Source organism: Chitinivorax sp. B (genome assembly GCF_005503445.1).
Lineage (GTDB): Bacteria > Pseudomonadota > Gammaproteobacteria > Burkholderiales > SCOH01 > Chitinivorax.
The window spans coordinates 101,825-124,846 of record NZ_SCOH01000006.1 but is presented as its reverse complement, the minus strand read 5'-3'; the positions used below and the strand labels follow the sequence as shown (position 1 = coordinate 124,846).

Sequence of the window (23,022 nt, the reverse complement as noted above, 5' to 3'; positions counted from 1 at the left end):
CATCCGCCTCGTATCCGTCTGAGTGTTTCCAATCTATCCCGATGATTCAGTAGGCGAGCCAGCGTGTGTCAGGGTTGCCAGTGAACGCAGGCAACGTTCACATAGACAGGCCTGACAGCCGAACCTAGCGGCCAGGGCATCCCGTTGTGCTGGTGCTACCGGTACATGGTGACACCAGCATTCGACTTCGACATGGCTCTGCTGGGCGGGCTCGCAGTCATTGGCCATTCCACAGACGGGGCACTGGTGGTTAGGGTAAGGCGTGTTGCGCATGACAAGTACCAAATGCAATACATAGGAGACGATTGTACGCGTGCCAGACACAGTTAGGGTGCCGATGCCATTGTTTCATCCGATGGCGGTTAATTGCCATTGACATCCTGCTGTTCAGTAATTAAATAAATTGCCCTGCAGGTAGTCAGCTTGAAAAATAACGGAATGGATGGGTAAACTAGCCGTTAAAATGTAGCGCATTAAACTGCGGCTACCGCAAATCAATAAAGTCCATAAGAGCGTATATTTTAATATGCGGGAGTGGAAATGCCGGTTTTTGCATATCAATCTCTGAATTCCAATGCAAGTATCGATCACGGTGTCGGTGCATCGAAATCGCAATATTTCACTCGGGTGACGCACGATCACTCAGCAAAAATCAGTTCAGGCGGGTGGATGTTGAGTTTGCCGATCAATCCGAATCTGGCACCCGATATTCCTTTGTATGGCCCAGCACAATTGCTCCCCACGGCTGCGCAAGGTTATATGAATAAAGGGCAGCATGACGACATTACCTTTCGGGATATGGTGCAGCGCAAGGCGCTTCAAACCCATCAAAACCTGATTAGGGCATTTGGGACAGGTTTCAATCTATTGGTCTATGGCGAGCTGGACAGTGGCCATTCTGATTGGGCGTCGATGCAACAGAGTGCTGGTCGGCTCTTACGGGTCTCGTCTGCTGAAATGGCATGTAATAGTTTCAGCGTTCATGCCGATAATCAGCGCGGGATGCATCGATATCTGGGAGAGGGGCAGGGATGGATCGCCGTTGAAAGTTATGGCGTGGTTGCCGTGTTTGTTCATGTCCCCAATGCAATTGCAACCAGTGATAATAAGACAATTGATTTTTATGCTGCAATCAATAAAAAGATATTACAGGCTGGTGCTGGTGGCATCGACATTATCATGGGCGACACGAATCAGGCGTCGAATGGATTTACACCGAAGGTAGTCACTAGTGCATTGGGTCAATCATTTGAAGATGCGCATCCACAATCTACCATACAACCTTACGATTCATACCAACGTGATTTTCAGGGTACCAACAGTACCGGGACCAAAAAATATGACGTGGCCGTTTATAACAGGCAGACGGTCAAAGTCAAAGAAATGATATATCTGACACAATTTACGCCGGTTAGTAGCCAGAGCAGCTACATGACGGCTGCCGTCACCGACCACATGGGTGTGGCAGTGCGTGTAGAAAAGGTCTGATGCGGATTTCCACCAGCTCCGTGCCAGTCAACGTACCAGCGATCTAGACATCTTGGTCAATATCTTGTTGCGCGACCACGATCGGGGCTCAAGTGCTGCTTAAAATCCTGATGTATCAACCCGTGCAAGCGGGTTTTTGGCTGCGCTTCACCCCATCACCTGCCAAGGATGCGCTGTTGCTCAGCCGGATGCCGGCTTGTCGGCCAACTGGGCAATGGTCGCCAGCAGACTCTTGTAGCGCACGGGCTTTTCAATATATTCGTCGCACCCGCAAGCCAGTGCGTGTTCCCGATCACCTTTCATGGCGGATGCCGTCAACGCGATGATCGGAATGTCGCAGGTATGCTTGTCTGCCTTGAGGATGCCGGTGGCTTCCAGGCCATCGATATCGGGCAGGTGCATATCCATCAGGATCACATCAGGGTGCTCGGCACGGGCTGTTTCAATGCCGTCGAGGGCACACTTGGCCTCCAGCGGAACATGGCCGGCGCTGGAGAGGATCTCTACTGCCAGCATCATGTTGGTGGGAGAGTCTTCGATGATCAATACCTTGGACATGGCTATCTCCTTGACGACCCATGATGGCGGTGGCACTTGCCATGGTTTACTGGTTCGTCGCGAGGGTATGACGAAGCGCACGATAGACCTCACCCATGAAATCGCGTGGGCTGAAATCCACATTGTGAATCACTTGCAGGATGTGGTGGTTCAAACGTTGCCAATACACCTCGTCAGGTGAATGGGCGGTCAAGACGATCGTGGGCAGATCGGTCCGGTCGGGTGCGGTATGCAGGGCCTCGACCAGATCGAATCCGGTGATTTCCGGCATGCAAAAATCCAGCATGATCAGATCGGGTTTGTCGCGAACGGCGGCATCCAGCCCGGATTGACCATCAGTGGTGGTGATGGCTTGGTAACCGGCCTGGCGAAGATAATCGGACACCATGGCGAGCGAATTACTGTCTTCATCCATGACCAGGACCCGGGTTTGGGCCGCATGTTCTATCGGGAAACCCAGTGCTTGCAATCCTGTGGCCAGCTCTTTGTGGTGAATGGGTTTCTGCATGACCAGCGAGGCACCCAGTGCCATGCCTTGCTTGTGGTCGGCGGCCATCGATACCACCACTACCGGTATGGTTGACCAGGCTGCAATGCCTTTGATTTGACTAAGGAATTCCCATCCGCCCATGCCGGGTAACAGCAGGTCCAGAATGATCAGGACCGGCACAACTTGATCAGTCAGTGCCAGCGCGGCTTCGGCGGAGCCTACGCTGCAGGTGGTAAACCCACACTCATTGAGCTGCAGGATCATCAGTTGAGCTGAGTGTGGGTCATCCTCGATGACCAGTACAGGTTGTCTGGCTGACGTTGCGGATAGTGGCTGCGTGTCCTCGATGACCGGATCCTGCCGGAGCGGCAGCCAGACCGTGAAGCAGCAACCCAGACCCGGCTCGCTGGCCATGCTGATGGTGCCGCCATGCAGGACAACCAATTGCTGTACCACTGCCAGACCCAAGCCTGTGCCCTCTGCCTTGCGTGATGCAGAGCTGTCCAGCTGAGTAAAGGGTTTGAACAGTCGATTGAAATCGGCTTGGTCGATGCCGATGCCGGAATCGGTGACTGAAATCTGTGCAAATGTCTGGCAATCGCTCTCTGGTAATGGCATGCGGATACCGGCTTGGAAGCCGGGTATGGCATGGGCGGCGTGCTCATGATCGACCAGCGCCAGTTTGAGCGCGACCTGCCCGCCGGGTGGCGTGAACTTCACGGCATTGGACAACAGGTTATACATGATTTGTCGAAATCGGCGGCGATCAGCTTGAATCTGGCACGGGATACCCAGTGGCTGCCAGGATAGTGTGATCTGGTTGACCGATGCGCGTTCCTTGATGATGGACAAGCTGTCCGACAGCATTGTTTCCAGTTCAAGCAGTTCCATGTCCAACTGCATCTTGCCGGCTTCGATCTTGGACAGATCCAGTACTTCGTTGATCAGTTGCAGCAAGTGTTCGCCGCTATCGAGAATGGAACACATGTATTTGTTCTGACTTGCGGTCAACTCGCCCAGTACGCCATCCTTGAACAGCTCGGCAAAGCCGATGATGGCGTTGAGTGGTGTACGAAGCTCATGCGACATGGTCGACAGAAATTCGGATTTGAGACGGCTGGCTTCCTCCAGTTGGCGGTTTTTTTCGGCGATGGCTTGTTGGTGGGTGCGTAACTGTTCATTGGCGGCTTCCAGATCGCGATTCTGTTCCTCCATGATCGACAACATTTGCGCACGGCTTTCGGCCAATGCATGCGCAGCCCTGGCCTCGGCAGCCTCCATCTCCTTGTTCAGCAGCTCCATACGGATGCGTCGGTTTTCATCCTCGAACTGCTTTCGCCGTAGTTGTGCGCAAACACGGGCTTTCAGTACGTCGAATTCACTGGATTTCAGTACATAGTCGTCAGCCCCGGTGGCCAATCCTTCAATCATGGCATCGCGGTCTTCGGTGCCGGTCAGCATGATCAACGGAATATCCCGTAGGTTGGGGTTGGATTTGATACGACGGCAGGTTTCGGTGCCATCCAGGCCTGGCATCAGCCGATCCAGCAGGATACAGTCAACCAACTGCACCGCGACCATTTGCAAGGCCTCTTCACCTGAGCGGGCTCGGATCACATCGTAGCCTTCCTCTCGCAGGGTGTCGGCCAGTTCCGCCAGATAGGTTGGGCTGTCATCCACCGCCAGGATTTTCTTGGGCGCCAGCAGACTGGCACGATCGCCGTCACGGGCAATACTTGAACTACGTACCAGTGCCTGAGCCCGGGCAATGATCAAATCCAGCTCCTCCTCCTTGCGCGCAAACGCATCGGCACCGGAATTCAATGCGGTCATTTCGGAATGCAGGTCGTCCGATCCGGTCAACATGATGCAGGGAGTCTGGCGCAGCGCGGCATCCAGGCGCAGTTTGCGTACCACGGTTGCACCATCGATGCCGGGCAGCACGCTGTCGATGATGATCAGGTGGGGGGGGTGGGCGGCGGCGCTGCGCAGGCCTTCCTCGCCACTCGCGGCACTACTGACCAGGAACTGTTGCTCACGCAGTGCATCGCAGAGCGCCTCACGGAAGGTGATACTATCGTCGATCACCAGGATGTAGGGTTGATTTTCCAACACAGGTGGCTGTTGGTGATGGATCAACTGCCGGGTACGCGCAACCACGTGATCACGATCATATGGTTTGCCGATATAGTCACTGGAGCCGGTCATCAATCCTCGAATGCGATCACGCACTTCTGCCTCGGTAGACAAGATCAGAACGGGCAGGTGTGCATGGGTCGGGTGGTTGCGGATCTCCTCCAGCAGGCTGAGTCCATCACCATCCGGAAGCAGCACATCCAGCACCAGCAACGAAATCTGTCGATTGGCCAGCTGAACACGTGCCTCGGCCAGGGTGGCACAGCCCGTGGCGGTCAGCCCGGCTGAGGTAAAGGCCTCCAGCAGGTCGTTACAGACCGTCGGGCTGTCATCCACGATCAGTATGACTTCGTTCATGTCGTACCTATTGATTCCGACTGTGTATACGCGGCCAGCATGGGTCCGATCTCATGTAAGGGAAGGATATGATCCGCCGCACCCATCAACGCTGCCTCGCGTGGCATGCCATAGACCACCGAGCTGACCTCATCCTGTGCGATCGTCAGCCCTCCGGCTTGGCGAATGGCCAGCAACCCACGCGCCCCATCTTGTCCCATTCCCGTCAATAGGCAAGCCGCCGACACCCGGCCACATTCCCGGGCAACCGATTCGAATAGCACATCTACTGACGGCTTGCAGGAATGCCGATCCGGTTCGTCAGACAGTTGCAGCTGCTTTTTCTGCACCACGAGATGGCGGCCTGGCGGGGCCAACAACACCCCTTTGGCCGGTAGGGTTTCACCGTCATGGGCAAACCGGACCGAATGAGGGGTCTGTTCATTCAGCCATTCCGCAAAAGTATTGCCAAATGGTTCACCAATATGGATCACGATCAGAATGGGCGCCCCACAACTGCTGGGTATTCGCTGCAGGACTTCGACCAATGCCCGTGGTCCACCCGTCGAAGCGCCAATGGCGATCAACTTACACGCTGTGTGGCTGGGTGCGGTACTCACCGGCAGGGAAGGGGGGAGAGGTGCTGATTGTGAGGCCCGTTTTCCCCGCAAATGTGTGATGACTTTGATACGGGAGGTCAACCTGATCATGTTTAGATAATGACTGGCCCATGCTTGATCAATGGTATCGGCTCGAGGTTTTTCAATCACATCCAATGCGCCGGCTGCCAGGGCTTCATAGGTCTTGAACAGCTCGCCGCGATTGAACGATGACGACACCACCAGAATCGGTGTCGGATAATGTGCCATTACATATTCGGTCACAGCCAGGCCATTCATTTCAGGCAGCATCATGTCTAGCGAGATGACATCCGGCCGCAATGCCATGCATTGGGCAATGGCCTGCTTGCCATCGGTGGCTTCACCGACGACTTCCAGTGTCGGGTCGGTTTGCAGTAAGTCACACAGGTGGCGACGGATGGTCAGCGAGTCTTCCACCACCAGTACGCGGATCCGTTTCATGATTGCACCAGTGAATGAACCTGATCGAGAAATGCCACCTGATCAAAATGGCTTTTGACGATATAGGCGATTGCCCCCACTGTCTTACCACGTTGCCGGTGTTCATCGGTATCGCATGAGGTCACTAGGATGCAGGGGATGTCACACAAATGTGGGTCGGCCCGAGTTCGCTCAATGAAGCTGAAACCATCCATGCCAGGCATTTCAACATCCACCAGACAGAGGGCGTAACGTTTTCGCCGTGCCATATCCAGGCCTTCCTCGGCTGAAGCGGCCACATCGACAGTCATGCCCGCCGACTCCAGGATGCTTTGCTCCAGCATGCGAGTGGTCAGAGAGTCGTCGATGATCAGAATGGGCTCGGGCGAGGCTGGTTCAGCATTACTCAGGCTGGCAAGCGTATGTCGGCCAGTGGCCAATGCTTTAGGATCCAGCACCAGGCAAGGGTTGCCGTTACTACTCAGGTAGCTTCCCAAAATAACGGGATCGGCTATTGCAAGTGCGGGTAATGGTCGCAGCACGACCGTGTCGATGCCCAGCAAGTGGTCAACCCCAACGGCGGTTACCGTGCCGCCAGCCGACAGCACAACAGCTGATATGGCCTCGGCTGTGCTTTTGACCTTACGCCGCGGCCGTTCAGTGAAGCGAGGTGACAGCAAGGGAATCATTTGTCCTTCATGCAAAATCGATTCGCCGTCGGCAGAGCGTACAATATCTTGCTGAGCCAATCGTTTGGTGCACCGAACAGCTTCCAGCGGGATGGAAGCCAACTGACCATCCCATTCGATCTGCAACACGTCAATCGAGGCCAGCGATACCGGTACTGTCAGTTCGACAGTCGTACCAACGCGCGCAGTCGTGTTGGCATGTAATTCGCCATTCAGTTGTTGAGCCACTTCGCGCACGATATCCAGCCCAATGCCGCGGCCAGCTACTTGGGTCAATGCATCTGCGGTCGATATACCGCCTTTGAGCAGGATGGTCAGCAGCGACTGCGTATCAAGCTGATCTGGATCGGGTAGCGGGTAGCCTTGCCGTTCGGCCGACTGACGTACCGCATCGAAATTGATACCGTTGCCATCATCGCTGCATCGGAACGAAACACGGTAGCCATGTCGGGCTACGTCGAGGTTGACACGGCCCGTTGGTGATTTGCCACGCACCATTCGTTCGCTTTCGCTTTCGATGCCATGGGCAACCGCATTGCGCACCAGTTGCACCAGTGCATTCGATACGATATCAAGCACCTGCCCATCCAGCAGCACGTCACCACCACTTACTTCAAACACGGCGGCATGGCCGGTGGATTGCGATGCGTCTCGCACGGCTCGTTCGAGCATACTGAATACTCCGGCTGCCGGTACTAATCGTAGCTGATCGGTAATCGTGCAGGCCTGATGCAACTCTCGTTCGATCCGTTCAGTACTGGCGTGCAGGTTGCGCTCGACTTCTGCCAGCATTTGGTTCATTTCGTCCAGTAGCCCGTGTTCATGGGTTTGACTGCCACGTCGTTGGGCCAGGTCGGAAGGGTGAGTGGCCGACATGGTCAATTGAAGGCCAAGGCGGGTTGCCATTTCGCGACTGCGCGCAATGGCGCGGTTTTGATTGCGAATGCCAGTCAATTCGCGGGTGATTTCACTCAGTCCATCCAGCAGTTCGCTGACCTCGGACAAATCGATGCGTGTGGGGCGAGATGACAAGGGGGGGGACGTGCTCGTCGGGGCTGTTGCTGTCGTACCCGTTGTACTACTCGTCGAGGGCTCCGCTGCAGGTAGTTTGCATAGCGCATTGTTGATGTCGTCGAGTTTTGCAAGAATCCGGTCGACTTGTTCCCGCGGAATGGTTTGCACGCTGCCCCGAAATGGGGTCAGTTCGTCTTCAATGGCGTGAGCCTGATCGGCAATGGCCGGTTGTTTGACAACCCGTGCTGCCCCCTTCAACGTATGGGCCAGACGCAACAGCTTGGGTAACAGTTCGCCGTCACCCGCAGCCCCTTCCAGTGCAATCACGTTGCTGGTGAGCTGATCAACCAGTTCTCGGGCTTCGATACGGAAAAAGCGGAATGGGTCCTTTGCCATGATCAGGCTGCCTGTGGCTGTATCAATTGATGCAACTCAAGCGAGAGCCCAGCCAACTGCGATGCGGTTTGCAATGTCTGACTGGAACTGGCTTCGCTTTCTCGCGTGGCTTGGGCCACATCGGTGACGGCTACTCTGACTTGTTCAGCACCACTTGCCTGTTGCTTGGTGGATAGCTCAATCTCTCGTGCGGCATCGGTGGTGGTGGTGACCATGTTGGCAATCTGCTTGAAGGCATTGGCGACGTCGGTAAATTGCCGCGCACCGACATCGACCGCTTTGGCACCGCTTTCGGTCGCCATGACGGTGGTGTTGACTGCGCCGCGTACTTCATCGATCTGTGTACGGATAGTCTTGGTGGCGGAGGCTACGCGGTCGGCCAGCTTACGGATTTCATCGGCCACCACGGCAAAACGTCGGCCAGCTTCTCCGGCGCCGGTTGCTTCAATGGTGGCGTTGATAGCAAGAATGTTGGTCTGTTCAGCCAACTCGGACACAATGTCGAGCACGGCACCCACTTCTTGCGATTTGCGGCCCAAATCCAACATATGGTTGACCACCAAGTCCATCTGTCGACGGATGGCAATGATGGATTCCTGGCCTTTTTCAACGGTTTCATCACCCGTTCGCGCAGACTGTGCGGTTTGCTCTGCTATTTGCGCGACACGTTGGGCACTGTCGGCGATTTGCCGAGAGGTTGCGACCAGTTCGCTGATGGTGGTCGAGATCTCTGTCATGGCGCCAGCCTGTTCTTTGGCCCCGACGGCCTGTTGGCTGGCTGCGGCCTGCAATTCTGCCGAAGCGCTTTGCACATGGCCGACTGCAGCGCCGATCTGCCTTCCCAGCGTGCGGGCCAGGATCGTGGCGATCACCAGGGCCAGAACAGTGGTGGAAATGGCCAGGGTCGTGACAATTGATACAATATTGCTGACGGTATCATTCGCTTGTTGTTTGCTTTGTGCAAGCAGTTGTGATTCGAGCTTGATCAGCATGTCAAGTTGGGATTCCAGCTGTTTGCGTGGCGGTTGCACCTTATCGTTGAATTCAGCCAATATGGCGTCAGATTTGCTTTGCTTGTGCGCTTCGTCGATCACGAAATCAACGGCTGATTCATATTGATTGGATGATTGTTCCACCATGTCGATCAGACGCTGCTCTTCGCTGCTGATAGCCAGTTTGCGCATGTCTGAGACAGCCTCGTCAAACACGCGCTTCGCATCCTTGAGTTGACCAAGATAGCGTTTGTCGTCTTCCAGCAGATAACCACGTATCCATGCCGCGCGCTGCCATGATGCAATCTGTAATTGCTGAGCCAGGCTGGAGAGTTGAATATTGGTGGCAATGACATGGTCCTTGCTCGCTACGATTGAATGTAACGAATAGATGGCTGTCACACTGATGATGATCGTCAGTACCACCATGACGGCATAACCGGCGGCCAGTTTTTGACCGAAAGTCTGAGCCCGCTTGATCATGTTGCTGTCTCCAGTTGGTGAAATTGGGTGGCGCGTTGTCGAATATCTTGCAGTACGCTGGCCAGTGTGATGACGGCACGAATGCCTGTGGTGTCACGAATGCCGCCAGCAACATGCCGTCGCGCGACGGCGATGTCGTCTGGCAAAGGGACAATGTCATCGTTGGTGACTGAAAAGTGACCATCGAAGCGATGGAATGCCAAGGCAACTGCCTCGGTGGAGCGAACTTGAACCAGCCATCGTGCCGCAGGCTGGGGCGTATAGCCCAATAAGATGGCCAGGTCATATACCGGGACAATCTGGCCACGAAACCCAGCCAGTCCCAGCAGCGCAGGTAATGGGGATGGCAAGGGGACGATCTGCCGATCCACATGCACACCGCCAATATCGTTGACATGAAGCGCATAGGTATCGCCAGCCACATTGATGGCCAGCAAGTTCCTGGCATTTTGCTGATTGTGGGCAGGAGGCTGCGAGAACGCATGGTTGAAATCGTCTCGCAGCGTGGTCAGTGTATCAAATAGCCCTTGTAACGTCGTGGTCATCGACAGTCTCCAAGCTTGGTCAATTCTTTTCGACACAAATCCATCAGCATGTTGCGTTGGAAACCACCGCCAAACAGCAGCAAGCGAGCGCCATCTTCCTGCTGCAGTAACGTCAGGGCGCGTGTCATTTCACGGCTGGACAAGTCATATTCACCGCTGCGCCGTGCAATCAACCCCATGTGCAGGTGGGGCATGGCGAAGTCCGGGTCCAGATAGGCTGCAAGCTGATCCTGTTCAAGTGCACCAGGCAGATCGCCGCGGCCTTCACTGCACAAGGCCAGTACATAATGGGCGCCGGCATTATGTTCGTTGTCATACAACAGTTGCGCACAGACCGCCTGTGCTTGATCGAGCTCACCGCTATGTACCAGCAGCACGGCCCGTAACAGCTGGATATCCGGGTCGTTGTGGTGGTCCGGCGCGACTGCGTCCAGATGAAACAGCGCCTGCCCGAAACGCTCCCGATGCAGATGTTCGAAGACCGGTGCCAGATTGGGTGAGATGCGTGTCACTGGACTGCTGGGCGTCGGGCCAGTTGTAGACAGGGTGTGGATACGCTCGGATGCCTGCTGGATGACGGCCACCCAACTGTCATCGAATAGCGGGAGTGTTGGCCAGGAGGGTGTGGCCGGAAAACGGTGAGGCGGTTCAGCAACCGCATCAGGGGGGGTGGTCAGTCGGTAATAGAATGCGTCATTGGTGTGGCATACATGGAATTGGTTGGAGAGCCCACGCAGTGTTTCGGCATGCCCCAGAAACAGATAACCGCCCGGAACCATGGATTGCGTAATACGGTTGACGGCTGCTTGGGCTTGTTCCGGCGTGAAGTACATCAGCACATTGCGACAGAACACGATATCGAAACGCCCAGCATGCCAGAATATCGGGTCATCAACCGTAAGGTTGCGGTGCTCGAATTCAACCGCAGCCACAATGCTGGGGTCCAGCATGTAGGCGTTTCCCTGCAGCTTGAACCAGCGGCTTAGCAAGCTAGGGGAGACATCACGAAGTGACCAGGGTGAATATTGGGCTTTGCGTGCCTTGTCGAGCATGGCCGGGTTGATATCTGCTGCCGTGATGTTGATCTGGCTGGCGGCATGGGGCAAATGTTCACGTATTGCGATGGCCAGCGAATAGGGCTCGTCGCCAGATGCGCATCCAAATGACAGCACGTTCACCCGTGACCGGTCTCTCAGCATGGTCAGCCTATCTGGCAACGCGATGTTGACAAAGGCAGAAAACTGATCTGCATGACGTAGAAAATAGGTTTCAGTAACGGTCAATGATTGTGCAAGGGCACCCAACTCATCCTGCGGAATAGGGCCGCTTGCCAGGTGGCTCAGATAATGCTCAACCGGGAGCTTGCAATAGGCCGCCCGTTCGGTCAGCGTTCGGGTCAGGCCGGCAATTCTGGATTCATCGAAACATAGCCCCATACGATCCACCAGCAAGGAACGGAATCTGGCTACTTGTTCAGGATTGGGTGGCTGATTCATGTTGTGCCTATAGGTGTATCGAGTGCGTCCCAGACATGCTCGGGTAACCAATATGCGCTTTGCAGGATCAGCAACAGATCTTCATCCAGTACCGTGATGCCGGCGATGATCTGTCGATTGGTTTCTTTCAGGAGCGGGGGCAGCATCGTGAGGTTCTGTACCGGCAGATGACGCACTCCCACCACGGTATCAACCGCAGTGGCCACAATATGCACCCCGGATCGGAGCGTGATGTAACGTGCAATCTGACTGCTGTTGCTGTCCTTGCCCAATAGGCAGGCAAGATCGATGACGGGGACCGGCATGCCGCGAATCAACGAAATCCCAAGCAGGAAGGTAGGCATGCCTGCCAGGGCTTCTGCGGGTAGCGGTCGCATGGTTTCGACCACATGTTGCAGGGGGAGGGCACAACAGTGCGGGCCACTGGTGCAGATCAAAAAAGACGCGCCAGGTGATTGATTCATGGTCATTGCTCCAGCATCTCCCTTGGGACGCGTGTTGCTGATTTTCTGCTGCATTGAATATTAAGAATATTACTCCTTGTTTTTATTAGAGTAGTCAATTGATTGGCAAGGTAATATATTTCATGCTGTTCCGTATATTCATATAATGTAATTTTATGGTTCATGATTGCTTGCTCAGATGTTTGGCGATCGAATCACCTAGGTAGGTTGGCTCGATTCGCATAACCGATTCATTGACAATCAATGTGTTGACGGGTGGATTTGTCGGCATGCCGAGCCCATGCGATAAGCCTGCGCAGTCAGGGAAGCACTGCCATGTGTGTTGGATGATGACGGTCTGAGATTACGTGTCAGATTGGTTGCCATATTTTCAATGGATATCGATACATAATTATCGAATGACCAATCTGGTTTACCTTCTTCTTGATATGTGATTTATCCACTGTATTCAAGGTGCGGTGCGGCCAATATTGGACGCGACGGTGGTCGCTGACCAACTCACTCCCAATCCTGTTCGGTATGCGCAACGGCTGCCATGTTATTTTTCATTTCCGATTCAAGTCTTTGCCGGTTACCCGAGGCAGCAGGGGTGTCCGACATGGCGATTGAGCCGGTGAGGCATGTTTGCGTGTTTCAATAAATCCGAGTTCATAAATATAACGATAATTATTCTCATTATCGAAAATTGACAGTAGAATGCGCCCCTTCCTGATCGTTGCCCTAGGTGCATACCTGCGCCAGGCCTGCTTTCGCGCATGATTTGGTGAGATGGTTGCCAAGCGTGCCTTGATGAAATGGAGTGCCATTGTGTCATCCCTGACTGCCAAGCCGATTCACCCTGTGACGATTGCCGTGTTACTAGCCCTGGCTGGATGCGGTGGCGGAGGTGGTGGGGGGGAGAATGACAATTCAGCCAGCGCAACGACCAAGGCAGGGGACGTGGCGGTGGCACAAGCTGTCAGCCGCGAATGTGGGGACGCCAATCACAACTTCCATTGTGATCCTACCGAAACGCCAAATGGATCAGGCCCGAGGCTGACTGAAACTTTCGATCGCCAAAGCGGGGATTTGCTATTGGCATTGACAGCACCGGAAGGCTTGACGCCAAGTGCCTACCACAGCGTATTGCGGGTGATGCAGGCGCAGGAGCCGGATCAGAGTCTGGTTGCAGCCCAACACAAGCTCATACAGCGTCTGGGCAAAGCTGACGAGACCTTGGAAAAGGCACTGCTGAATGCGTTGCAACAGGTGCACGGTCGCTCAGCTGCAGAACGGGTGCACGCTGTGACTGACGCCAGCATGCGGCTTGGCAAGGCAGCCACAACAGAAGCCACGACGATTGCGGAGTTGAACGATGCGGGCGGCTGGGCCAAGGCCGGGCCTGATGAAAGTCCACGTAGTCTGATCTGGCAAAATGAACAATTGATCATTGGCACCGGCAAGCCCAATCGCTTATTGCTGAAATCATCCGGTCAGATCGCCCATGGGGTGGACTTGCTACCGGTGCCACGCATGGAAGCGGCGATGATTTCGCCAACGGTCCATGCCATGGGTGGGGCCAGCGGTGTGATCGTCAGTCCGCCCAGACCCACGCCGACACCACGCCCAACGCCAAGCATTCCTACCAATCCGGGAACCGGTGGCCCCACCCCAACCGAGCCGCCTGCGCCAGTGGTCAGCAGCGATGGGATGAGCCAATTGGTGACTGGCCAGGTGCCTGATACCGTCTATGCTGCGCTGACCGCGACCACACCCGCCACCCAGCAAGTGCCTTGCCGCAGTCTGGTTGCGGGTGAACAGCCCAAGTATGGCGTGTTCCGGCTGGGCATTGTGCAACGCCCCAAGCATGTTGCGCTCAACCAAACCCTGGCGTGTTTCAACGATGGCATCAGCCAATTGCGTTATCAGGAAAAGCGTCATCAATTGCTGGCGCTGGATACCGCTGGGCGGCGTTTGTTGCAACTGGATGGCGATACATTGGCGCTGCGTGCCAATTGGCCATTGCCGGCCAAACCTGTTGCCATGGATATTACCCGCGGTGAGGACGAAGTCTGGGTCGTACTGGAGGGCGGTGAAGTGGTACGGATGGCCTTCGACGGACGACAACCCGCCGGATTCAAGCTGGAGAAAGCGCCAGCCCGTTTGGTAGCCAGCCCGGATCATGTCGTTCTGGATATGGGGAATGAACTGCAGATTTATCACCAATTTGGTGGCGAGCCACAATTGGCACGACGGCTAAGCCTACCTGTGCCGGCTGTTGCGCTGGCTGCCAATCAGGACTGGTTGGCCGTGGCCTTGAATGACGGCCGGGTCCGTGTCTATCACCTGCCGTCTGGCCTGTTACGGGCGGAGGTCACGCTGGCAGCGCCCGCAACGCAATTGACCTTGCAAGGCGACGTCTTGCATCTGGTCAGCAATGGTAATCGCCTTTACCAACTGATCTGGACGCCCCGGCGCCGTTGACCGGGCTGTCTTTTCCTGCTTTTTCATGCCGTCGCGAGGCGTCGGCATTCGATCTCACTCGCATCAATCAGGAGCTAGTACCTCATGCCGTTACGCAAGCTGATCGTGTGGTCCGCCATGTGGCTGTCGCCAATCGCGGCTGCCTACCAGGTGGGCGATACCGTAGACAGTCACTGGATGGCCCGGCTGAACGCGGCCCCCAGCAAGACGATCGTTGTTGATTTTTTTGCTGCGTGGTGTGAAAGCTGCCGCAAGGAGATGCCATTGTTGTCCCGCTTATACAACCGGCTTGATCGCAGTCGCTATGACATTGTCGGGGTGGATGTCGATGATGACCCCAAAGTGGCTCAGGCCTTTCAGGCGGACATGAAAGCCCGCGGCGCGCTGTCGTTCCCCGTAGTGAATGATGCCCAGCAGGAAATCATTGGTGCTTTCAAACCAATCGGCATGCCGGCGCTGTATTTCATTCGTAATGGCAAGGTGGTGAAAGTGCTGGTGGGTGCGGTTGCGGATATCGACAAAGTGGTGGAACAAGCCTTGGAGGCCAAACCGTGATCATCAGACAGGTACTGGCCAGTCTGGGGTTGCTGGCGGCGTTGGGGAGTAGTGGGTGTGCATCGGTCAAGGCCTGGGAAAAGGGCCAGTTGGCGCGTGACGATATGCAGGCCGGTGGGCCGTATCCCATGTTGGTGATGATGCATGAGCATGTGTTCGCATCGAAGGAGGCCAGTAAAGGGGGGAACGGTGTGGGGGGAGGCGGTTGCGGTTGCAACTGAATCAAATCGGATGCGTAAACCTTTATTGATCCTGTCGGCTGCGGCTGTCCTGGCCGATCCGGTGGTAGCGGCCGATACCTTTGATATCCAGCATTCCCGCTATCGCGAATCCGATGAGCGGGTTGCGGTGGATTTTACCAACCTTAAACTCAGCCATGAGATTGGTACCGATCACACGGTGACGGTCAATGCCAGCTACGACGCCATTTCTGGCGCAACGCCTGCCTGGCAGGCTGCTTCACCGATGTATGCCGTGCCCGATGATGTGAAACATGATGCCGATGGCCAGCAATTATATGGCCAAGCGGTCGATGGCCGTTATCTGGTCCGCAAAGTAGCGTTGACCGATACCCGTAAGGCGGCATCGGGCACCTGGGCCTGGCGGAATGCCCGGCGTGATGAATGGACTGTCGGAGCGGCCCATTCCCGCGAGAAGGATTTTCTCAGTAACGAGGTCTCGCTTGAGACCCGTATCAATCACACTGCAGAGCGCAATTGGGTGTGGTTGGCCGGAGTGGCCCGGCAATGGAACGAAACCGACACACTGGCTGCTGATTTCAGCACGCATCGACAATCGTTTGCGATCAGTAGTCTGACCTTGGGCGCGTTGGTGACGTTGTCCCGTGACAGCATGCTGGAACTGCGTGGTTATGGAGCCCGGGATCGCGGCTTTCTTTCCAATCATTATCAAACGGTATTGCGTAAGCAGGATGACACTTTATACCTGGCTGCCGACAGCCGCCCGCGCAACCGTGACAGCGGCGGGGTGAAGGTGCGCTGGATGCAGGCATGGACGCCTACACTGGGTAGCCAGTTGTCCTATCGCTATTATCGCGACAGTTGGGAAATGCGATCCCACACCGTGGAAGCACAACTGACGTGGCAGGCAACGCCCAGCGTGCGTATTTCACCGAGTTGGCGTGGCTATCATCAGCAAGCGGCTTTTTTTTACAAACCCTGGAAAGCAGATGAGCCAGCATTCGGCTTGCGTGGCTATGCCAGCAATGATGATCGTCTGGGCAAGTTCGATTCCCATACTGTGTCCCTGAACGGGGATTGGCGCTTTCATCCCGACTGGCAATTGATTGCCGGGGCAACCCGTTATCGACAATCGACGGGGCTGACGGCCAACTGGCTGTCAGTCGGTGTGCAATACCGGTTTTGATGCCTCATGACTTTATCGACCCATACCTTTGCCGCCATGACCACCCCGTGCCAGCTCACGCTGTATGGTGGGTCTGCAACATTGCCACAGCAGATTGAAGCCGAGGTACAGCGGCTGGAAACGAAATACAACTTTCATGCGGCCAATTCCTGGCTGAACCGCACCATCAACCAGCGGCGTGGCCATCAGGTAATACTGGATACGGAAACCCGACGCATTCTGCAGCAGGTACGTACCTTGTCCGAGTGGAGTGGTGGCGTGTTCGATATTACCGTCGGTACCTTGACGGTGCTGTGTTCGGAAACCGATACAAACCGCTATCAGGCTCGACGTGCTGCGTTGCAGCCGTATATGGGGCTGGCTGCTTGGTCGTTGGAGGATGATGTGTTGAGGTTTGCCGACGCAGCTACGCAGATCGATTTGGGTGGCGTCATCAAGGAATACGCCGTTGATCGGGCAATACAGTTGGCCATGGCTGACGGAGCAACTGCTGGGCTGGCAAATTTCGGCGGAGACCTACGTGCTTTTGGCACGCCACCCGATGCTGATTGTTTCACCATCGGCATTGAACATCCGCATGCACCGGCCACGGTGTTGTTCGGGCTGACCATCGCCGATCAGGCGTTGGCCAGTTCAGGCCACCATGCGCGCCGCAAACAGGTCGCCGGGTGTGATCGGTCACATATTGAGGCCACAGCACGTGCCGATTTGCCGCCTTGGTTGCAATCCAGCGTGATTGCACCGGATACGTTGACTGCGGGCGTGCTGGCCACTGCGTTGTTGATCGAGCCTACCTTGCCGTTACCGGCTGGCTGTACCGCCGTGTTGGTGGATGCAGAGCTGAAACTGCATCCGCGTACCGAATCATCGTGATCCACTTTTTTGCCAACAGACCGAATGCAACCCAGCCACGTGTTGCCAGGCGGCCATGATCAACCATGCCCGCAGCGATCGGGCCCCGGTTTCAGGGAGAACCATAATGACCAAGACTTCTTTTTTACCGATTGCCGCACTGACTTTGGCGGTTATGGCCGGTTGCAATAGTGGTGGAGGTGGAACCGATGCAACGGCCAGTTCAGGTGTTGGTAAAGTCACCCCGCCCGCGAGTGGTGGTGACAGCTCGCCAACGACATCGCCCGGTACGGCCGCCAGCCAATTGCCAACGGTAGCGATGGTGGCCAGTATGGATACGCCGCAGACAATACACGTCGAACTGTACAAGGATGCGCAGGGCACTTGGCGCAACTGGCGCTTACTGGGTCCCCAAGCCTTGTTACCGCAAGTGACCTTGACCCAGAACCAATTGCAGTGGGTGCCAACCAGCACGCAAGTCGGTAGCTTGGATATCCAATACAGCGTGGAGGTGGTGGGTCATCCGCAGTATGGCACCACTACCTTGAACGGCGTGGCCAGCTTGCATCTGGTCGGCAATGACAGCCGTTATGCCAAGCTGGATGCCCGCAGCAAGCCATTGCCAGATCAAACGGCGCAATATGAGGCTGAACCTTGGCCCTGCGTGTTTGATCGCGAACAGAATGCCGTGTGGTTGGTGAACAACAATGATGCGAAAAGCCCATTCTATCGCCATGCAACCTATCGTTGGGGGAACGGCAACTACCATTCGGCCGAGTCGGTGGTGGGTAAATGTGCATTGGATAACAACGAATGCGATACCGATACCTTGGTCGAGACTGCCAACCGGCAACGTGTCTGCGGTTATTCGGATTGGCGTTTGCCGAGTTATCGTGAGCTGGATTCGTTGGTGAATATGGAATGGCGTGGCCCGACCCAGCCCGCCATCGATACCCGTTACTTCCCGGATACCCTGTACCAGCAGGAAGGTGAGTTTCAAGCTGCGCAGTATGTGAACTATTGGAGCGGCACCACCGCGCCGCCGGATGACGAGCTGGCCAATCAATTCAACGATGGCTATGTCGGCGGAACCTTTCCGCGTTACAACGCATTCACCGTGATCTTTGGCCTGGGCCGTAAGAACGGCCGTTATGTCGAAGTCCGGCACAAGGGTAATGTGCAGTCGGTGCGCCTGGTGCGAGGTGGCCGCGGGGAACCGGTCAATCCGCCGGTGTATCGTCCGGAACAGGCAGAGCGGCCGGCGGTGATGGAATCGTTCGTGAAGCTGGATGAAACGGGTAAAGCCTTGCCCGGTACGGCTGGCCAGTGGGCATGTATCGAGGATAAACGCTATACCGATCGTCCACGCACCTTATGGCAATTGCAGCAAGGTGCCGGGCGTGATCAATTGGTCACACAGGATGAGCTGGTCGAGATCGTGGTAGCGGCCAATCGCGAACACCGCTGTGGTCGTAGCGATTGGCGCATGCCGACCCAGACCGAGCTAGCCTCCTTGTTGGTGAAAGATACGGTACCTCAGGTATTCCGCGCGGCTTATGTCAGCTATTTCCACGATCTCAACGTTGATCAGGAAGGCACTAATATCTTCTGGAGCAATATTCCCAAGCTGGGTGACGTCACGCAACTGTACCGTCAGTTCTTCGCCGTGGATTTTGGCAACGCCAGTACCAGCAATGCGCGCATTCGTTGGGAAAACGCCAACCAACGTTTCCGGGTACGGTTGATCGCAACAGATGAATACCAACCGGCAGCCACGGTCGCGGTACTAGGTACACCAATACCGGAAGAGGTGGCACGCAAGGATCGACTGGCCTTCCGCCGCTTGGCTGCAGATGGTAAGACGGTGATCCCTGCCAATAAGGCATGGGGAGCGCAGCCTTGGCATTGTGCGGAGGACTTGCGTTATCCAACCCGTGGGCGATTGCTGTGGGCGATGAAGCAAAGCGTGGGTGGTCCAAATCTGCACCATCCAATGGAACGTTTTGCCTGGGGCAGCACAACCAATCCTCACGCTAATTGCTCGCTGCGCAGCTGCAATGTGGATAGCTATATCGCGGAAGTCAATCGCAGGGGACTGTGCGGTCGTCACGACTGGCGCCTGCCGACGGTGGCTGAACTACGCACGCTGACAGTCAAGGACACTTTGCTGGGATTGACTTATCGGCCGGCCTATCTGGCCACGTTCCCGGATTTTGCCACTGGCGATCACACCGCTGACCGATTCTGGAGCGCAAGCGAAGTGCCGGGCAATCCGTTGCAGGCCTATTCGCTGGCATTCAACCAGGCTGGGGCGGTTCCAACCGCAAGCAATAAGACCGATGTAGCAGCAGTCCGACTGGTTGCCGGTGAAGGCTGGCGATAGGCATTGATTGGCCAAGGGGAGGGTAAGCAATGAAAACAACAACAGCATTGGGATCGCGCCTGCTGACACTGGCGGGTATTGGCCTGTTGGCAGCCTGCGGCAGTGAAAACAACGGGCAGCAGACCACGCCGTCACGTACTGCACCAGTCGATCACCCGTCATCCGTCGCTACCAATACTTTTACGGGGATGGCCATTGATGGTTATCTGAGCGGTGCCTTGGTATGCCTGGATTTGAATCGCAATGATCGTTGCGATGCCAACGAGCCACAGGGTAAAACCGACGCCCAGGGCAAATATGCCTTCAATCTGTCGCCAGGCTTATCGCCCACAGAGCAGGCCCAGGCTCGATTGCTGGCTGAGGTCGCGGTGGGTGTACAGGACAGTGACCGCCCCGGAGCGCCGATCAAGGTGGGTCAGGCTTACCGCTTACGGGCACCCGTCACACAAACCAATGCTATCCTCAGCCCGTTCACTACGCTATTGGTCTCAAGGTTGGGTGAAGGACCGGTGACTGCGGAGAGCATGGTGACCGAAGCTGGCCGACTGCGCCAAGCACTCGGGCTTGCCGACAATGCGCCATTACTGACCGACTATGTAGCGCAGTCTGGCCAGTCAGTGGTGGCCACCCAATTGCATAGCATGGGCAAGGTGCTGACTCGCCTGTTGGCACGGTTAGGCGGTGATGTCGGAGCTGCCAGCTTGGCTGATGGCCAGTTGATGACGTTGCGCCAGGATGCCTGGGTGAATGGTACAGTTGTCATGGCCAATTCGCAGGCAGATGAATTGGCAGGCAAGTTGGCACAAGCCATCAGCGATGGCCTGGCACCATCCGTTGTGCCCAGTCAGCCGGTACCGCCCACCACACGGCCCGTTCCGCCACCGACATCGCCATTCGACAGCAAATGGAGCAAGCTGGATGCCAGTGGTCGTGTGCTGGGGAAGCAATCACTGGTAACGGACGGTTGGCGTTGCATCCGGGATAACCGCGACATCATTGCTGATCAGGCAAATGGCGGGCAGGGTGATATCTGGCTGCTGTTGACGCCGGAGACGGGTGCTGCGCCCCATGGCACGCCGCTGCGCAATGAAGAAGTCACCGAAAATGAGATCGATAGCCTGGTTGCCCATGCCAATCGGCAGCGTTTATGTGGTGTGGACGGTTGGCAGGTGCCAAGCGTTGCGCAATTGCAGAACCTGAATACCTACACCTTCAAGCTGGATGGCCGCTATTGGGCCACGTTGGATGCAGCATTATTTCCAGAACACCGCGACTTGGCCCGCCCTGGTTATCTGAAGCAAGGTGCTTATTGGAGCAACGATTTCGATGTAAATGGCTTCCTTAACAATCAGTTCATACGGAAGTTGTATGTATACGCTGGATATGATGCTGACACAGCGCATGTGGATCAGGCATTTGTCAACGATGGGCAACACACCTATAAACGGCTCAGGTTGGTGTATGCAGCACAACCGGTCATGAGCATGCTGGATCGGGAGTTTGCTAGGCGAACTGCAGCTTATCAGGCAATCGCAGACAGTTTTCAAGCCACGCTGACAAACTATCAGGACTTGTTGAGACAAGCACGTGGCTGGGGGGCGCGCGATGTGCCGCCCACCCGAGAGGAGCAGGCAACGGCTGGAAGCCAGTTAAACAATCTTGATGCGGCGTTACAAAACCAGCCATACCATGCGAAAACGGCACTGACGAGTATGCAGAACCTGGCTTGGCTCCCTGATGACGCCAAGCAGGTTCGCAGTGGCTTCAATCGACCGGGCAAGGTGATAGCGGACATGCAAGCTGCTGAAGCCCGACTACTGCAACTGCAGAATGATGTATTGCAACATGGCAGCTGGCAAACGGCCATTAGGCAAGCAGTGGCTCGTGCAGCAGTGGCCAGATCGGTATATGACCAATGGTTGGCAGTACAGGGCGAGCCCGCCGTGTTGGACAAACTGACGGGTGACATGGGGGGCAGCATCACCCTGCTGTTGCAGGAACCAACATCGCCGCTACGCCTGCAGGCAGCTCACCGGGCCATCAACACGGTTTCTGAAAAGCAGATCGCACTGGAAGCGGCAATGGGTGCCTTGCTGCTTCAGTTGCCGACATTGGCACCCGACACAGAGCGGGAACGCTTGTTGCTCAAGGTCAAGGCATCGCTGGATCAGATACGCACCAACCTGTCGTTCAACAACGGCAAATATCAGCAAGCCCGGCAGCAGTTCGATCATGTCCTGATTGCCAGCGGTGTTTACAGTAAGCTGGCAAGAGATGGTAGTCCGTTGCCCGCTACGGCGACGTTGGCTGACGGCTGGCATTGTGTGCGTGACAACCTACGCAAGCAGGTCTGGCTGGTGGGTGAAGTTGAATTGCGTAATCACCGGCAAGTGTGGATCAAGGGGAACAATGAACTGTTACCGTCGACTGGTGAAGATCCCGAACAGAGTAACGTGTTGGATACTGCACTACAGTTGCAAAAACTGGCGGCTGGCAGCCAGCTGTGTGGCCAACGGCAGTGGCGTTACCCTAGCTTGACTGAACTGGCCAGTTTAGATCTGAATCATGCCTATTTTGCCTGGATGCAGACGGGAGGCTTTGTCTGGACCAAGGACAAATACAGCATGTTCCAGATCGCCAGCCGCGCGCCCTTGTTCCGCGGTCCCGATAGCCCTGGGGCGCAAGAAGAGCGTGACTATCGGTTGGGCAGGTCATCAAGTCGGGCCAAGGCCTGGTTGACTGCAGACGAGTCGACTGTGCCAATCGGTACGCAACTGCGTTGGCTGGATGCCGCCGGCAACATCACCAACGATCCATCACAGGCGCGCTGCGCACAGGATCTGCGGAGCACAGGCAAGCTTTGGTTGCTGCAGGAAACCCCAGTCACGGAAAGGGCGGCTGGTGATATCCGCAAATGGAGGAAAGGTATGTTCGATAGCGACCAGGAATATGTAGCGGGTTATCGGGATCGTTTCAATCAAGCAGCGGTATGTGGTGTCACCGGTGGTTGGCGTTTACCCAATCTGACAGAATTGAAAGGGGTCGAGTCATTATCCCTGGCGGATCGTGCAACACTTGGTTTCGTATTGGGTAGAGGCCCCATTCGTTACCACTGGGCATGCCGTGATGTAGCTTGTGGGGCTGGCCAACTGTACGATCCGATGACGCAATCAACGGATTACGACGATGGTTTCAAGCGGGCCACTGTACATTTGATCCACGATTGATTGGTCAG

The 23,022-nt window shown here is 55.8% G+C and carries 17 protein-coding genes; 8 read left to right on the top strand and 9 right to left on the bottom strand.

Annotated elements, in window-relative coordinates; translation table 11 throughout:
* Positions 1-33 precede the first annotated feature (33 nt).
* On the bottom strand, positions 34-273 hold the full coding sequence (locus tag FFS57_RS26240) for a cysteine-rich CWC family protein (RefSeq protein WP_137936823.1): 240 nt from the start codon (positions 271-273) through the stop codon (positions 34-36).
* Between the two features lie 267 nt (positions 274-540).
* Between FFS57_RS26240 and FFS57_RS05830 the strand changes: the two genes are divergently transcribed.
* The gene (locus FFS57_RS05830) at positions 541-1,488 is read left to right on the top strand and encodes a hypothetical protein (RefSeq protein WP_249383908.1); all 948 of its coding nucleotides are present in this window, start codon (positions 541-543) and stop codon (positions 1,486-1,488) included.
* A 180-nt stretch (positions 1,489-1,668) separates the two neighbouring features.
* On the opposite strand, the gene FFS57_RS05825 is transcribed toward FFS57_RS05830, so the two are convergent.
* From FFS57_RS05825 to FFS57_RS05790, 8 genes are read right to left on the bottom strand one after another with little or no spacing between them, the layout of a single operon-like run.
* The gene (locus FFS57_RS05825; RefSeq protein WP_137936822.1) at positions 1,669-2,046 is read right to left on the bottom strand and encodes a response regulator; all 378 of its coding nucleotides are present in this window, start codon (positions 2,044-2,046) and stop codon (positions 1,669-1,671) included.
* Between the two features lie 46 nt (positions 2,047-2,092).
* Entirely contained in the window at positions 2,093-5,029 is a 2,937-nt protein-coding gene (locus tag FFS57_RS05820; RefSeq protein WP_137936821.1) for a response regulator, read from the bottom strand.
* Positions 5,026-6,090 (bottom strand): chemotaxis-specific protein-glutamate methyltransferase CheB, encoded by a 1,065-nt coding sequence (gene cheB, locus FFS57_RS05815; protein WP_137936820.1) that lies wholly within the window; start codon positions 6,088-6,090, stop codon positions 5,026-5,028. Before cheB ends, FFS57_RS05820 begins: the two co-directional genes overlap by 4 nt.
* The gene (locus FFS57_RS05810) at positions 6,087-8,168 is read right to left on the bottom strand and encodes a response regulator (RefSeq protein ID WP_137936819.1); all 2,082 of its coding nucleotides are present in this window, start codon (positions 8,166-8,168) and stop codon (positions 6,087-6,089) included. Before FFS57_RS05810 ends, cheB begins: the two co-directional genes overlap by 4 nt.
* Before the next feature lie 2 nt (positions 8,169-8,170).
* Positions 8,171-9,643, bottom strand: coding sequence for a methyl-accepting chemotaxis protein (locus FFS57_RS05805; protein ID WP_137936818.1), 1,473 nt, complete (start codon positions 9,641-9,643; stop codon positions 8,171-8,173).
* The gene (locus FFS57_RS05800; protein WP_137936817.1) at positions 9,640-10,188 is read right to left on the bottom strand and encodes a chemotaxis protein CheW; all 549 of its coding nucleotides are present in this window, start codon (positions 10,186-10,188) and stop codon (positions 9,640-9,642) included. The genes FFS57_RS05805 and FFS57_RS05800 overlap by 4 nt, the downstream gene beginning before the upstream one ends.
* A complete protein-coding gene (locus FFS57_RS05795; protein ID WP_137936816.1) occupies positions 10,185-11,684 on the bottom strand; it encodes a CheR family methyltransferase in 1,500 nt (499 codons plus the stop codon). The genes FFS57_RS05800 and FFS57_RS05795 overlap by 4 nt, the downstream gene beginning before the upstream one ends.
* Positions 11,681-12,148 (bottom strand): chemotaxis protein CheW, encoded by a 468-nt coding sequence (locus FFS57_RS05790; RefSeq protein ID WP_171013660.1) that lies wholly within the window; start codon positions 12,146-12,148, stop codon positions 11,681-11,683. The genes FFS57_RS05795 and FFS57_RS05790 overlap by 4 nt, the downstream gene beginning before the upstream one ends.
* Before the next feature lie 768 nt (positions 12,149-12,916).
* Between FFS57_RS05790 and FFS57_RS05785 the strand changes: the two genes are divergently transcribed.
* The 7 genes from FFS57_RS05785 (at position 12,917) to FFS57_RS05755 (ending at position 23,014) form a co-directional block, all read left to right on the top strand.
* Positions 12,917-14,611 (top strand): hypothetical protein, encoded by a 1,695-nt coding sequence (locus tag FFS57_RS05785; RefSeq protein WP_137936814.1) that lies wholly within the window; start codon positions 12,917-12,919, stop codon positions 14,609-14,611.
* An 84-nt stretch (positions 14,612-14,695) separates the two neighbouring features.
* Positions 14,696-15,166: a TlpA family protein disulfide reductase gene (locus FFS57_RS05780; protein WP_137936813.1), complete on the top strand. Its 471-nt coding sequence runs from the start codon at positions 14,696-14,698 to the stop codon at positions 15,164-15,166.
* Entirely contained in the window at positions 15,163-15,387 is a 225-nt protein-coding gene (locus FFS57_RS05775) for a DUF4266 domain-containing protein (RefSeq protein ID WP_249383907.1), read from the top strand. The genes FFS57_RS05780 and FFS57_RS05775 overlap by 4 nt, the downstream gene beginning before the upstream one ends.
* 10 nt (positions 15,388-15,397) lie before the next feature.
* The gene (locus FFS57_RS05770; RefSeq protein WP_171013658.1) at positions 15,398-16,552 is read left to right on the top strand and encodes a DUF3570 domain-containing protein; all 1,155 of its coding nucleotides are present in this window, start codon (positions 15,398-15,400) and stop codon (positions 16,550-16,552) included.
* 6 nt (positions 16,553-16,558) lie between these two features.
* Complete coding sequence (locus tag FFS57_RS05765; protein WP_137936811.1) at positions 16,559-17,425, top strand: FAD:protein FMN transferase; 867 nt, start codon at positions 16,559-16,561, stop codon at positions 17,423-17,425.
* Positions 17,426-17,531: 106 nt separating this feature from the next.
* Complete coding sequence (locus tag FFS57_RS05760; protein WP_171013656.1) at positions 17,532-19,787, top strand: Lcl domain-containing protein; 2,256 nt, start codon at positions 17,532-17,534, stop codon at positions 19,785-19,787.
* A gap of 29 nt (positions 19,788-19,816) precedes the next feature.
* Positions 19,817-23,014, top strand: a complete 3,198-nt coding sequence (locus FFS57_RS05755) for a hypothetical protein (RefSeq protein WP_137936809.1) — start codon at positions 19,817-19,819, stop codon at positions 23,012-23,014.
* The last annotated feature ends 8 nt before the right edge of the window (positions 23,015-23,022 follow it).